Annotated in this window: 8 protein-coding genes; 6 read left to right on the forward strand and 2 right to left on the reverse strand. The window is 39.5% G+C overall.

Annotated features, from left to right (window positions below):
- Window positions 1–116: 116 nt before the first annotated feature.
- Window positions 117–3356 carry a TonB-dependent receptor gene (locus H4J66_RS06810; RefSeq protein WP_182172267.1) on the reverse strand — a complete coding sequence of 1080 codons (3240 nt, stop codon included), beginning with the start codon at window positions 3354–3356 and terminating at the stop codon, window positions 117–119.
- A 306-nt stretch (window positions 3357–3662) separates the two neighbouring features.
- Between H4J66_RS06810 and tkt the strand changes: the two genes are divergently transcribed.
- The gene (gene tkt, locus H4J66_RS06815; protein WP_182172270.1) at window positions 3663–5657 is read left to right on the forward strand and encodes a transketolase; all 1995 of its coding nucleotides are present in this window, start codon (window positions 3663–3665) and stop codon (window positions 5655–5657) included.
- A 239-nt stretch (window positions 5658–5896) separates the two neighbouring features.
- On the forward strand, window positions 5897–7534 hold the full coding sequence (locus tag H4J66_RS06820; protein ID WP_182172273.1) for an endonuclease: 1638 nt from the start codon (window positions 5897–5899) through the stop codon (window positions 7532–7534).
- 245 nt (window positions 7535–7779) lie between these two features.
- On the opposite strand, the gene H4J66_RS06825 is transcribed toward H4J66_RS06820, so the two are convergent.
- Window positions 7780–8355, reverse strand: a complete 576-nt coding sequence (locus H4J66_RS06825; protein ID WP_259368581.1) for a TetR/AcrR family transcriptional regulator — start codon at window positions 8353–8355, stop codon at window positions 7780–7782.
- A 267-nt stretch (window positions 8356–8622) separates the two neighbouring features.
- On the opposite strand from H4J66_RS06825, the gene deoD reads away from it, so the two are divergent.
- From deoD to xdhC, 4 genes are read left to right on the forward strand one after another with little or no spacing between them, the layout of a single operon-like run.
- The gene (gene deoD / locus H4J66_RS06830; protein WP_182172279.1) at window positions 8623–9327 is read left to right on the forward strand and encodes a purine-nucleoside phosphorylase; all 705 of its coding nucleotides are present in this window, start codon (window positions 8623–8625) and stop codon (window positions 9325–9327) included.
- A gap of 35 nt (window positions 9328–9362) precedes the next feature.
- Window positions 9363–10916 carry a xanthine dehydrogenase small subunit gene (gene xdhA / locus H4J66_RS06835; RefSeq protein ID WP_182172282.1) on the forward strand — a complete coding sequence of 518 codons (1554 nt, stop codon included), beginning with the start codon at window positions 9363–9365 and terminating at the stop codon, window positions 10914–10916.
- Window positions 10909–13281: a xanthine dehydrogenase molybdopterin binding subunit gene (gene xdhB, locus H4J66_RS06840; RefSeq protein ID WP_182172285.1), complete on the forward strand. Its 2373-nt coding sequence runs from the start codon at window positions 10909–10911 to the stop codon at window positions 13279–13281. Before xdhA ends, xdhB begins: the two co-directional genes overlap by 8 nt.
- Entirely contained in the window at window positions 13274–14212 is a 939-nt protein-coding gene (xdhC, locus tag H4J66_RS06845) for a xanthine dehydrogenase accessory protein XdhC (protein ID WP_182172288.1), read from the forward strand. Before xdhB ends, xdhC begins: the two co-directional genes overlap by 8 nt.
- The last annotated feature ends 84 nt before the right edge of the window (window positions 14213–14296 follow it).

The following is a 14296-nucleotide window of genomic DNA, read 5'->3' on the forward strand; positions in this document are numbered from 1 at the left end:
TGTGAGCATTCTTATCAGTTAAAAGTTAGCCGTAAAATAAAAAAACGGCTTTGAATTAAATCAAAGCCGTTCGATTTTTATACAAAACTGTTATTAAGCAGTTTTACCGATTGGTATTAGAATTTGTAGTTAATGCCTACCTTCATCTGCCAACCAGATGAGCCTAATACCGTTTGATCGTAACTGCGAGTATCAGAGCCATTATAAACTTTATCTATTTTATATTTACCATCACCATCTAAACCAGCAAAATCATAAATAGCTTGTTGTGGATAGCCCATTCGCTTTTCAACACCCCAGTCATCATTTAACATGTTAGCAAAATTGTTGACCATCAAGAATACTTCACCTTTATGACCTTCTGCAAAACCTGGGATCTGTTGCTTAATGCTGAGATCCATCGTTGTTACCCAAGGTTGTGTGCCAGTATTACGGTCAAGAATTTCACCTCGTTCACTAATACCTGCTCGGTCTAAGAGTGCTTCTAACTCGTTCCATTTCATTCCCGAATCGGTCCAATTTACATTTGGATCTTCAGCACCTGTTGGAATGTACGCTAAGTAAGCCGAGTTTGAATAAAAGTCGCGAGTATCACCTAAGTCTTCATCTTGATAGTTACCGGTTACCCAGCTAAATGGGCGGCCTGAACGACGTTCAAAGAATAAATTGATATTAGTTTTATAACCAGCAAAAAACTCAGTTTCATAGCCTAAGTTAATTTTTAGGTTATGCTCAACTTCATAATTACCACGAGCAACGAAATCAATATTACGGCTTTTAACAACATTATTTTTGTAGTTACTTTGTGCGCGTGATGATGAGCCTGCGTGATTTTCTTCGATATCTTGATGAGCGTAAGACATGGTCATACTTAAGCCGTTGTCCCAACGCTTTGCTAGCGCTGTTGAGAAGATAATAGAGCGACCATTGCCTTGCGCGTTAGTCATTTGAATATCAAAGTTATCCTTTACATCACCGGTGTAACGGCTTTCATAGATTAGACGCTCACCATCAGCAGCGGTAATAGGATAAAGTAATGCGGTATTTTTCCAAACAGCTTCATTTTCTTTAACATGGTACATCAACTCTGTTGACCAGTTAAAGTTTTCGCCTAAGCCATCAATGTCAAAAGTGTAATCTGCGGCAATGCGGCTACGCCAACTTGAAGGGAGTTTGAAATTCGGGTCAGTATAGTTTGTACTACCAGCGCCTTTTTCAAGTGAGCTGATTATTTCGCTAGGAACATTGAAGTCAATCTCAACAAGTCTATCTTTATAATAATCTTCAACCGCTTTACTTGATGCAGCAACCAGCGTAATACCGTCATTTTGAAATGGGTTGTTATACCAAACATTTGGGATACCACCTTGAAAACGACCAATACCCGCAGAAAGTGTTAGTTTTTCAGAGAATCTCCATTCAATATTAACCCGTGGTAAGATAATATCTAAACCGTCAAGATTTTCCTGGTTAGTGTAACCGTAAGTTTCTTGAAATTTGCTATTAAGTGTTGGTTTGTCGCTTGATGATAATCGTTCATAACGAACACCTGCAGTAACATTGATATCGTCTGTTAGGTCGAAGTTGTCTTCAATATAAAAGGATAGTTGGCTACGTGAAACATCGTAAGCAAGGTCTTGAGTATCGCCGGTATAGGAATTTTGATAAGTAAATTCGCCATATCTAGCTAAATCACGTGCGGCAAAATCTTTAAAGCTTGCAAACTCCCAAGACCCTAGTGAATTAGCCCCAAATAAGTTGTATAAGTTTAAATCTTCATATTGGAGACCAAAATTAATTTCATGGTCATCCATCAAGTAAGTCGCATCTAACGACAATGTCAGGTTTTGAGTGGCTGATTCATTGGCATGACGGAACTGGTCTTGTCCAAAAACAAACTGTGGACCACGATATTCTGTAATAGCGGTTATTTCACCAATATCACTATTAGTATTGCTATCTGTTGCAACATCTTTGTAGCTTATGCCCATTTCAGTACTGAAGTCATTAGTCCAATCTGAATAAATTTTAGTGGCGAAGTTATTAAATGTAGTTGCATAAGTATAGCGGTTTGATGCCATGCTAACGGTTGTACCACCGGTACCGGCATTACGCTCATCTTGATCATCTTGCCATTGGTAGGTGAAATCAAGTCGGTGATCATCATTGATGTTCCAGCTTAATTTAGCTAATAACGTTTCATTGGTGTCTTCTTGATCGCCACCTAAAGAATCAGTGCGACCATAAACATCACCTAAAATTATATTGAAGTCATCAAATTGCTCTTGAGAAATATCGTATTCATGGGTAGCGCCGCTCCCTTGGAAGCCATAATCCATGGCCAACTCACTCGACCAATTACTATAGTTAACAAAGAAAAATAGTTTATCTTCTATAATAGGGCCGCCAACGTTAAAACCAAAACGTGATTGTGTTTTGATAGGGGCAACCGTTTTCGTAACAAATGTTTGATGGTCATCATCATCTAATATATTGCGTACTCTGGGGTTCTTTTTATCGACGTCTGAATCAGTATAATAAACTTCAGTTGCTATATCTATTGTTTGAACATCACCAGCCATGTCCGGTGTTGAAGTTTCTGCAAAGCCTGAAAATTTAAATTCATTAGATCCCGATTTAGTAACTGCATTAATGGTACCACCACCAAAGTTACCTTTTTGTGCTGAAAATGGTGACACATCGACTGATATTTGCGCAATAGCATCTAACGATATTGGTGGTTGCTCTGTTGGGTAGCCACCATAGTTAAGTCCAAAGTCATCATTCTGGCCAATACCATCAACGGTTAAACTGTTTGAACGTGGGTTACCACCAGCAATAATTAACTCGCCGTTACCGTTAATACTTGCTAATGGGTTTAAACGGGCAATGTCTTTAATATCGCGGTTAAAACTTGGCGTATTCTGAATAAGCTCTGCCCCAAAAATACTGCTTGAACCACCTGATTTTTGAAGAAAACTTGAGCCTGTTACCTGAATACGTTCAATATTATCTGCTTGTAGCTGTTGGCTAATACGATGGGTATCACCAAGATTAAGAAAAATATTATCTAAAGTGGTATCACTGTAAGTGTCAGAATCAATAATAACAGTATAAGGACCACCAACACGTAAACCTTTAGCGGTAAAGGTACCTGTGGCATTTGTCATAAACTCACGGCTGGTTTTTGAAGGCTCATGAATAACGGTGATTTTAACATTACTAGCGGCTTCGCCCGTAGGGCTTAGGATTTTACCTCGCATTGAAGACGAGGTATCTGCAGCCATTGCAGAAGTCGATAAACCAACAGCGATTACAATTGCACTGGCTATTTTTGACAGTCTTAGTTTGTTCATTTTATATTTGTTCCCTAAGTTTTTAAAAAGAACCAACGTTATTCTGTAACATTTTCATTGAAATATCAGTGATCCGTTAGTTCAAATAATCTCTATAAAATAATCAACGTTTCAAATAATTATTTTTACTCTTAAGCTTTATTTAGCAATATTTTTCAATATCGAGCAGCATTTTTCTTCTATAGAGTCATCACTAAAATAATACTATCTTGTCATATGTGTCAAGTTTTTCTTGACCAATTGGACAAGAAAATACTATTTTAAATAATAGTATCATAAACAATGAAACCAAAAGTAGGAGTAATCATGTTGCCACGTAAAAAATTAGCTAATGCCATTAGAATATTAACAATGGATGCCATTCAAAAAGCAAAGTCGGGTCACCCAGGTGCACCAATGGGCATGGCTGATATAGGCGAGGTGTTGTGGCGGGACTTTCTTAAGCATGATCCCAATAATCCGCATTGGTGTGACCGTGACCGTTTTGTACTTTCTAATGGTCATGGCTCTATGTTGATTTATTCACTATTACATCTGTCAGGGTACGACTTATCGATAGATGATCTAAAAAACTTCAGACAGTTGCATTCCAAAACTCCGGGTCATCCAGAGTATGGCTACACTCCAGGTGTCGAAACAACAACAGGACCATTAGGTGCGGGCATTTCTAATGCAGTTGGCATGGCAATAGCAGAGAAAACGCTTGCCGGTCAATTTAACCGAAGAGGGCATCAAATTGTTGATCATTTTACTTATTGCTTTTTAGGTGATGGCTGTTTAATGGAAGGAATTTCGCATGAAGTGTGTTCGTTAGCGGGTACCCTTAAATTAGGCAAGTTAATTACCTTTTGGGACGACAACGGTATCTCTATCGATGGCGAAGTTAAAGGATGGTTCACCGACAATACACCTGAGCGTTTTTCTGCTTATGGCTGGCATGTTATTTCTGTTGATGGCCATGATGCAACGGCCATAGCAAGTGCAATTGAGCAAGCAAAAGCAGTCACTGACAGGCCAACCATGATTTGTTGTAAAACCGTTATTCGTTTTGGCTCTCCTAATAAGTCTGGCTCTCACGATTGCCATGGTGCACCTTTAGGAGATGATGAAGTTGCCGCTACTCGTAAATTTTTAAACTGGTCTGATGAAACACCTTTTGCTATCTCTGACGATATTTATGCTGACTGGGATCATAAAATAAAAGGTCAGCACAATAGCGATACTTGGTCAGCAAAATTTACAGCTTACAAAGCAGAACACCCGACACTTGCGAACGAATTTCAACGCCGAGTGATTGATAAAGCCTTGCCGGTAGCATTTGAACAAAAAGCGAATGATTATATTCAGTTATGTCAAAGCAAAGCCGAAAATATTGCAACTCGTAAAGCTTCACAAAATACCATTACGGAGTTTGCGGCCATGTTACCCGAAATATTGGGTGGTTCCGCTGATCTCGCGGGGTCTAATTTAACATTATGGCCAGACGCTAAAGGTATAGAAAGTGATGTCGCAGGTAATTATATTTATTATGGTGTTCGTGAATTTGGTATGAGCGGCATAATGAATGGTCTTTCTTTACATGGCGGGTTTATTAATTACGGTGCTACTTTTATGATGTTTATGGAGTACGCTCGAAATGCAGTTCGTATGTCAGCGCTAATGGGTATTCAAAATATTTTTGTTTACACCCATGATTCCATTGGACAAGGAGAAGATGGCCCAACGCATCAACCGATAGAACAGCTAACCAATTTACGTACCACACCTAACCTAACAACTTGGCGTCCTTGTGATGCCACTGAATCTGCTGTTGCTTGGAAAATGGCGGTTAAAAATCAAAAAGCACCGAGTGCATTAATTTTTTCACGTCAAAATTTATCAGCCATACCTCGCAATGAATCACAGTTAGCAAATATTGAAAAAGGTGCTTACGTACTAGCCACTTGTCAAGGGACACCTGAGGTTATCTTAATTGCGACGGGCTCTGAAGTAGAACTTGCTTTAGATGCTGGCAAAGTACTGACCGCGCAAGGACAAAAAGTACAAGTTGTTTCTATGCCATCAACCACTATATTTGATGCGCAAAGTAGCGATTATAAAGAAGAAGTATTGCCAGCTGCTGTGACTAAGCGTGTTGCTATTGAAGCCGCCCATAGCGATTTTTGGAGAAAGTATGTCGGTTTAAGTGGCGGCGTTGTTGGCCTTAGTTGTTTTGGAGAGTCAGCACCGGGCAAAGTGTTAATGGAGTACTTTAATTTTACTGTTGATGAGGTTGTTAAAACGGTTAAAGCTTTGCAATGATAGTTTAACAGTAATGCCACAGCCGTTAGATAAGAATTTATGCTGTGGTATTAATATACAATCTGCATTATTACTTTTTGTTATTTGTTGACTACTTGGTTAAGATTATTTATCTTGGTGTCGTGTCAAATTTGCACGGCATTTGTGCAAGTTTTATTCGGGTATTATTACGGAGCTGCAAGCATTATGGAAAATATAGGGAGTGTTACCATTATCTAATAAAAACATAAGGTATATAAATGAACTATAAAAATAATATTGCTGCTTTATTACTCTGTGCTACCAGCCATTATGCTGTTGCAGATGTTAATAATGGAAGTTTTGAAACATGGTTAGCAGGCTCCCCCTCGGGTTGGACGACGATTGATTCTGGTATTAGCGTGAATAAAAATACCACTATTTTTCAAGAAGGTTTGAGTTCAGCTGAAATTACCGTTAATACCGGTACGCAAGGTTCTACCGACATTCAACAACTGGTTAGTGTTGTCGCAGGACAAACTTACGAATTTTCTGTTTGGGTTTACCATACAGAAGGAAGTATCAAAGCGCGTTTATATATCGATGGCTATCAGGGCTACTCGAATGAAAGTCTAGTTAATCAATGGCAACAAGTTACCCATAGTTATACCGCCAGCTCAACATCAGATATTGCTGTTGGCTTACGTTTTTACGACATTGCCGGTTTTGATGGTTCTGAAATTGTCTATGTTGACTATTTTCAACCTACTCAAGCATCGGGCGGTGTGACCGGCAGTTGCAGTACCAACAATGTGACTTTTAGTTTAACCACAGATAATTACGGTTACGAAACCAGTTGGACATTAACCAACACGAGTAATCAAGAAGTTGCTAGTGGTAATAATTACGAAAGTTCGACCAGCTATAATGAAAGTTATTGTTTAGCGGATGATGATTATACTTTTACTATTAATGATACTTATGGTGATGGTATTTGCTGTACATACGGCAATGGCTCTTATGAATTTTCTCTTGGTGGAACTGCATTAATTAACGGTGGTGACTTCAACAGCAGTGAAACCAAAACCTTTACTTTAGGTAACACAGGCGGAATTCCAGGTGGAGGAGGCAGTGGCTCAGGCACTTATTCTGGTACCTATTATGACGGCATTAGCTCGACATCAGGTTACCCGTTAAAAACAGAGCTTTATAATTTAATCAAAGATCATGCAAATCAAGGCTATTCAGCACTGTGGACCTTCTATGAAAACCATTCTTTGGATGTTTATTTTGAAAATGATGGCTCTATTTTAGATATCTATTCTGAAAATCCGCTGACGAGTGACAATTATAATTTTATCAAAGTCACCAATCAATGTGGTAATTATAGCGGTGAAGGCGGTTGTTATAATCGAGAACATACTTTCCCAAAAAGCTGGTTTGGCGGCAAAGTAGAGCCAATGAACTCTGATGTTCATCATATCTATGCTACCGACGGTTTTGTTAACTCGAAACGCGGTGGTTTCCCTTACGGTGAAGTTGCCACAGCATCTTTTACTTCAACTAATAACAGTAAATTAGGCTCAGCAACCACGACTTTAGGTTATAGCGGTACTGTGTTTGAACCCATTGATGAATTTAAAGGTGATTTAGCCCGTGCACAATTTTACATGGCCACACGTTATGAAAACTTGATTGGCAGCTGGCAGAATAATTCAGTGTATGGTGATGCTATTTTAGATGGTAGTAGTAATCAAGTTTTTGAATTATGGCAATTAGAAATGTTATTGCGTTGGCATACTAATGACCCGGTCAGTCAAAAAGAAATAGATCGAAATGAAGCGGCACTTGGTCATCAAGGTAATCGTAATCCTTTTGTTGACCATCCTGAATATGTTGACAGTATCTGGGGGAACTAATTAAGGGAAATTCTCTTATTCATTGCTTTTAAAGCATTAGGAAACTTAGTTAACAAAGTAACGTTAAGGCATTTCATTTTCAAAGGTGAAGTGCCTTTTTTATGTTCAGGATGAACGGTATGTCACGGTCACATGGATGTGAAAGAGAAACGATGTTCAGGATGGCCTCTCTCAGACATCCTGTCTTTCAAGGCATTAGTGCATAATATTGCACGTCTAGGTTTATCTTTATCAGTGTAATTTTTTTATTTACTGATACCACAACCTTTAAGAATTATCTGCGTAAGGGTTTTAGCCACTTGTTCAAAGTCTTCATTACTTAACTTACCTTTACCCATGGCTGCGGTAACTTGTGGGGCAAAATCAGCATAATGTTGCGTGGCTCCCCAAATAGTAAAGAGTAAATAAAGTGGGTCAATGGGGTCCATTTTACCTTGCTTAATCCAGCCTTCAATAGTCGCTTTAACCTCATCTATCCAAGTTTTAAAACTGGTTTTTAAGTATTCCTGCAAGCGAGGAGCACCGTGTATAAATTCACCGGCAAATATCCGTGATGCTTCAGGATTAGTCTTTGAATACATCACCTTAGCAAGAATATAATCACCTAAAACTTTAGCAGGTTCTTCAGTCGAGGTAATAATGGATGAATCCCATAAGCTAAGAATTTCTAATAATATATCAGAGTAAATAGCTTCTTTATTTTTATAATAATAATGAACATTTGCCCGTGGGATACCGGCGCGTTCAGCAATGCCTTTTATTGATGCCCCTTTAAAACCATGCTCTAAGAAATCTTGCTCGGCAGCTTTTAAAATGATCAATTGATTCTTTTTTCTGACCCGCCCAGTTGATGACGTGTTTGGTTGTTGATTCTTTATTATTGGCATATTAATCAATCATCTTTACAGGATTTATTAGCAGGGTGGCAAATATAAGCTATTTCAACAATAAAGTTAATAGTCAATTTAGGGTTTAATTTCAGCAGAATTATGATTTTACTTGACACTGGTGTCAGGTTATTTCTATTATGTGATAATAAGTAAGTATAAAATAATTAAAACATCTCTGAACTATTAGGAAAATTTATTATGCCAACACCACATATCTCAGCTAATGTCGGAGATTTTGCCGAAACGGTTATCATGCCGGGTGATCCCTTACGTGCAAAATTCATCGCAGACAACTACCTAACTAATGTTAAACAGGTCACCGAAGTTAGAAATATGTTTGGCTATACGGGTGAATACAAAGGTAAACGTATTTCGTTGATGGGCTCAGGTATGGGGATCCCATCTATGTCTATTTATGCAACTGAGCTTTACCGAGATTATGGCGTCGAAAATATTATTCGTGTTGGTAGCTGTGGTTCAATTCGTGACGATATACAACTAGAAGATATCGTTATAGCTATGGGTGCCAGCACCGACTCTAATGTTAATCGCCAACGATTGAATAATTATGATTTTGCGGCTATAGCTAACTATGAGCTACTAGAAAAAGTGGTTAGCACCGCGAAGCGGTTAGGCAAAACGCCGAAAGTCGGCAATGTTTTTTCAGCTGATTTGTTTTATGTACCAGAATTTGAAGTATTCGCGAAGTTAGAAAAACATGGCATTCTTGCGGTAGAAATGGAAGCGGCTGGTCTTTATGGCGTTGCTGCTGAATTAGGTAAAAAAGCGCTATGCCTGCTAACAGTAAGTGATCATATTAAAACAGGCGAAAAAATGTCAGCAGAAGATCGTCAGTTAAAATTTGGCGAAATGATTGAAGTTACTCTAGAAAGTATTCTTTAGTTTTAGCACGCATATTTGTATAGGTAATTAACCATATGTCAGACAATAAAATTCAATTTTTGTTAAATAACGAACGTAAAGTTATCGAAAATTGTGATCCTAATATGACGGTACTCAACTATTTAAGAGAAGAGTTGAGTCGAAAAGGGACGAAAGAAGGTTGTGCTTCAGGAGACTGTGGTGCCTGTACAGCAGTGCTTGCTGAAGTGGTTCAATCAGCAAAAAGTCAAACAACAACAGAACATCTTAGCTATCAATCGATTAATACCTGTATTACATTTTTATCAGCACTTCATGGCAAACAGCTTGTGACAGTAGAAGATTTACAGCAAGGAAATAAATTACATAGTGTTCAACAAGCTATGGTCGATTGCCATGGCTCACAATGTGGCTTTTGTACTCCTGGTTTTGTTATGTCACTTTTTTCATTAAAGAAAAATTTAGCGCAAGCCAAGTTGACTGATGCGACAGATAATTCTCCTGCTATTGATTTAGACAAAGACATCGAGCATGGCTTAGCGGGTAACTTGTGCCGCTGTACTGGCTATCGCTCTATCACTGAAGCGGCAAAACAAGCTTGTGATAACAATGACGTTGATCAGTTTGAGCACGAGCAAGCGGCGACTATTAAGCAATTAAAACTCATAGTTCAGCAAGAAGAAACTGTTGAATTGCACAATAATGGCAAGAGCCTTTATCTTCCTAATACCTTAGATAAATTAGCACAATTGGTTGAACAATACCCGAAAGCTAAATTGTTAGCCGGTGGTACCGATTTAGCGTTAAGCGTTACCCAAGGTATGGCGCAAATACAAACCATGATTTCGATGAGTAATGTGCGCGAGCTTGCACAAATTAATGAATCAGCAGAAACTTTGTCTATTGGCGCTATGGTGAGCTATGAGCAAAGCCATCAGTTATTAAGCCAGCATTATCCAGAATTTGGTCAAATGCTTTATCGCCTTGGTTCAACTCAGGTGAGAAATTCGGGCACGTTAGGGGGAAATGTCGGTAATGCTTCTCCGATTGGAGACACGCCGCCCGTGTTAATCGCCTTAGGTGCTAAGCTAGTACTTCGCAAAGGCGAGCGTACTCGTCAAATATCTGTTGAAGATTATTTTGTTGATTACAAAGTGACACAACTCGAAAGTGGTGAGTTCATCGAACGTATTGAAATTCCAAAAGCTAACAGTAATAAACATCTCAAAGTCTTTAAAATATCAAAACGATTAGATGATGACATATCGACGGTGCTTGCCTGTTTCTATATTAAATTTGCCAATAAAAAAGTGGCTAACATTACCATTGCTTTCGGCGGTATGGCAGGCATACCAAAACGCGCTTTTTCCTGTGAACAAGCTTTAATGGGCAAAGAGCCTAGCGAACAAAATATTGCTTTAGCGATGACAGCATTAGCAAAAGACTTCTCTCCGATGTCAGATGTGCGCGCGAGCAGTGAATATCGCTTACAAGTGGCCAAAAATTTAGTGAAAAAATGTTTTTATGAAATAGAGCAAAGGCATGCAGCAACCCGAATCGAAACCTTTGAAGTCGATACCTTCGAAGTGAAAGGAGTGACTCATGCGTAAATTAAGTGAAATTGAAAAAAGTCTCGAAGGTAAAAAAAGTTCTGGTGCGGTTGGGCAATCGACCAAGCATGAAAGTGCTGAAATGCATGTTACCGGCAAAGCCGTTTATACCGATGACAAATTAGAGTCGTTAGGGCAATTGCATGCTGCTGTGGGTATGGCAACGATTGCCAGTGGTAATATTACCGCGATAGACTTATCGGCAGTACGCGCCGCCAAGGGTGTGGTTGCTGTTATTACCTTAGATGATATTGTTGGCCATACTGATATTGGTCCTGTTTTTCCGGGCGATCCAATACTCACCAAAGATATCGTTGAATTTTATGGTCAAGCTATCTTTGCGGTCGCTGCGACGAGCCATGAGTTAGCAAAACAAGCGGTAGCGTTGGCAAAAGTTGACTATAAAGAAAAAACGCCAGTACTGACTATTAAGCAAGCGTTAGAAGCTAAGAGCTTTGTTCGTCCACCGCACAGTATGAAACGGGGTGATAGTGCCACTGCTATTGAGCAAGCTAAGCATCAGCTGAGCGGTGAAATTGCTATTGGTGGCCAAGAACATTTTTATTTGGAAGGTCAAATAGCCAGTGTTATTCCCACCGAAGATGGCGGAATGACCGTTTATTCATCTAGCCAACATCCTGCTGAAGTTCAAAAACTTGTGGCAGAAGTGTTAGGTATTCCTTTTAACCGCGTCGTTGTCGATATGAAACGTATGGGTGGTGGTTTTGGCGGCAAAGAAACACAAGCGGCTGGTTGGTCTTGTTTAGCGGCGGTACTTGCCGATAAAACCCAAAAAGCGGTAAAACTGCGTTTAAATCGTAGCGACGATATGATGATGACTGGTAAACGTCATCCTTTTGAAAATCATTATCAAGTGGGGTTTAATGATCAAGGTGTTATTGAAGGCATAGATATAACGGTCAATGGTAATTGTGGTTACTCACCTGATTTATCAGATGCCATCGTCGACAGAGCCATGTTTCATGCTGATAATGGTTATTACTTGGACCATGTCAGTATTATCGGTAATCGTTGTAAGACGAATATCGCCTCCAATACCGCTTTTCGAGGTTTTGGTGGTCCGCAAGGTATGATGATTATTGAGTGTGTCATGGATGATATTGCTTACTCTCTAGGATTAGACCCACTTGCTGTGCGAAAAGCTAACCTTTACGGTACAGATACGCGCAATATTACCCCGTACCATCAGCAAGTAGAGCACAATAATTTAGCCGAGATGATAACCAAACTTGAGCATAGTTCTCGTTATGCCGAACGTTGCCAAGAAATTGATGAATTTAATGCTGGCAGTAAATTTCTTAAAAAAGGTATTTCACTAACACCGGTTAAATTTGGTATTTCGTTTACCGCACAGCATCTTAATCAAGCGGGGGCGCTGATTAACATTTATACCGACGGTAGTGTTGATGTTACACATGGCGGCACTGAAATGGGCCAAGGCTTGCATACTAAAATTGCCCAAATCGTTGCACAAGTTTTTGGTATCACCGTTGATAAGGTAAAAGTATCAGCAACGCGGACCGACAAAGTCCCTAATGCTTCACCAACAGCGGCTTCTTCAGGTACCGATCTCAATGGTAAAGCCGCTCAAAACGCTGCACAAACAATTAAACAAAGGTTAATTGATTTTGCTGTCGAGCACTTTGCTGTTGAGAGTGACAAGATAACTTTTAGTGACGATTTAATCGATGCTGGTGAACATAAACTCAGTTTTGTCGAGTTAGTCCAAAAAGCGTATTTTGCTCGGGTATCTTTATCGTCGACCGGCTTTTATCGAACGCCAAAAATTTATTACGATAGAGAAAATGCCCAAGGTCGACCGTTTTTCTATTTTGCAATGGGTGCTTCAGTATCTGAAGTATTAATCGATACGCTGACCGGTGAATACAAGTTATTACAAACCGATATCCTTCATGATGTTGGTGACTCTTTAAACCCTGCGATAGATATAGGCCAAATTGAAGGTGGCTATATTCAAGGCGTCGGTTGGTTAACCACTGAAGAATTACATTGGAATGATAAGGGACGTTTGTTAACGACTGGGCCAGCCACCTATAAAATTCCTGCTATTAGCGATGCACCAAAAGTCTTTAACGTTGAGTTGTTAAAAGATTCACCTAATCGTGAAGCGACCATTTACCATTCTAAAGCGGTAGGCGAACCACCGTTTATGTTGGCTATTTCTGTCTGGTCAGCGCTGCGCGCCGCTATTGCTAACTCTGTTGCTGCAAAAAATAGAGCCAAAGGTGTTATTCCGTCGCTTGATACTCCTGCTACACCAGAGCGAGTTTTAAAGGCTGTACAATTAATAACCGCCCAGCAAGGGATAGCAGCCGATGAATAACCGACAAAGTTGGTCTGAAGCGGTTAGTTCATTAAAGTTCAAAGGAGAGGCCTTTGTCTTGCTAACAATTATTGGTGTGTATGGCTCAGCGCCTAGAAATTCTGGTACTAAGATGGTGGTGAGTACCAATAGCACTTATGACACTATTGGTGGTGGTCACTTAGAGTTTAAGTCTATCGCGATAGCGCAACAATTATTAGCAGACGAAGATAAAAATCAACATATCGAGCACTTTTCTTTAGGTGCTTCCTTAGGGCAATGTTGCGGCGGAGATTGTAGCGTATTATTTGAAAGCTTTGCAGCTTGTAAAACTCAAATAATGCTTTTTGGCGCCGGCCATGTTGGTAAAGCGTTAACGACCATCCTTGCTGAATTACCTTGCCAGCTAAAATGGGTTGATAATCGCCGAGAACAGTTTCCTGTTGAGATGTTGGCAAATGCGCCAGCTAATATTGAGTGTATTGTCAGTGACAACCCGGTAGATGAAATAGCTAGCATGCCTGTAGGCAGTTTTTTTATCATTATGACCCATAATCATCAATTAGATTTTGAATTATGCCAGGCGCTGTTAAAGCGTGGTGATTTTGCGTATGCCGGTTTAATTGGTTCTGAGACAAAATGGAAACGCTTTCAGCATCGCTTAAAACATCGAGAATTTAGTAAGCAAGCCATTGAACAGCTCACTTGTCCTATTGGTTTAAGCGCCGTGCCGGGTAAACGTCCTATGGAAGTTGCGGTATCAATTGCGGCTGAAATTATTGGTTTATATCAAAAAGACGACAATGCGGGTCATCAGTCAACTACCGCGCAAGGTATTAGTTTTAAAGCGTTAACGCCGTTACTTAATAGCGCGACTAATCTCCATATTACCGGTCGAAGCAAAAATAAAGTAACTGATAGCAAACCGATTACAGATAAGATTAATGAATAACTTTACCTTAGGTTCAACAGGCGTTATTAGCGCCGAAGGTAGGAAAGCTGCAACACTTATTATTAACAGCGACAGGTTAAAAAC

This window comes from Colwellia sp. MB3u-55 (genome assembly GCF_014076785.1).
In the GTDB taxonomy this organism is placed as follows: domain Bacteria; phylum Pseudomonadota; class Gammaproteobacteria; order Enterobacterales; family Alteromonadaceae; genus Colwellia_A.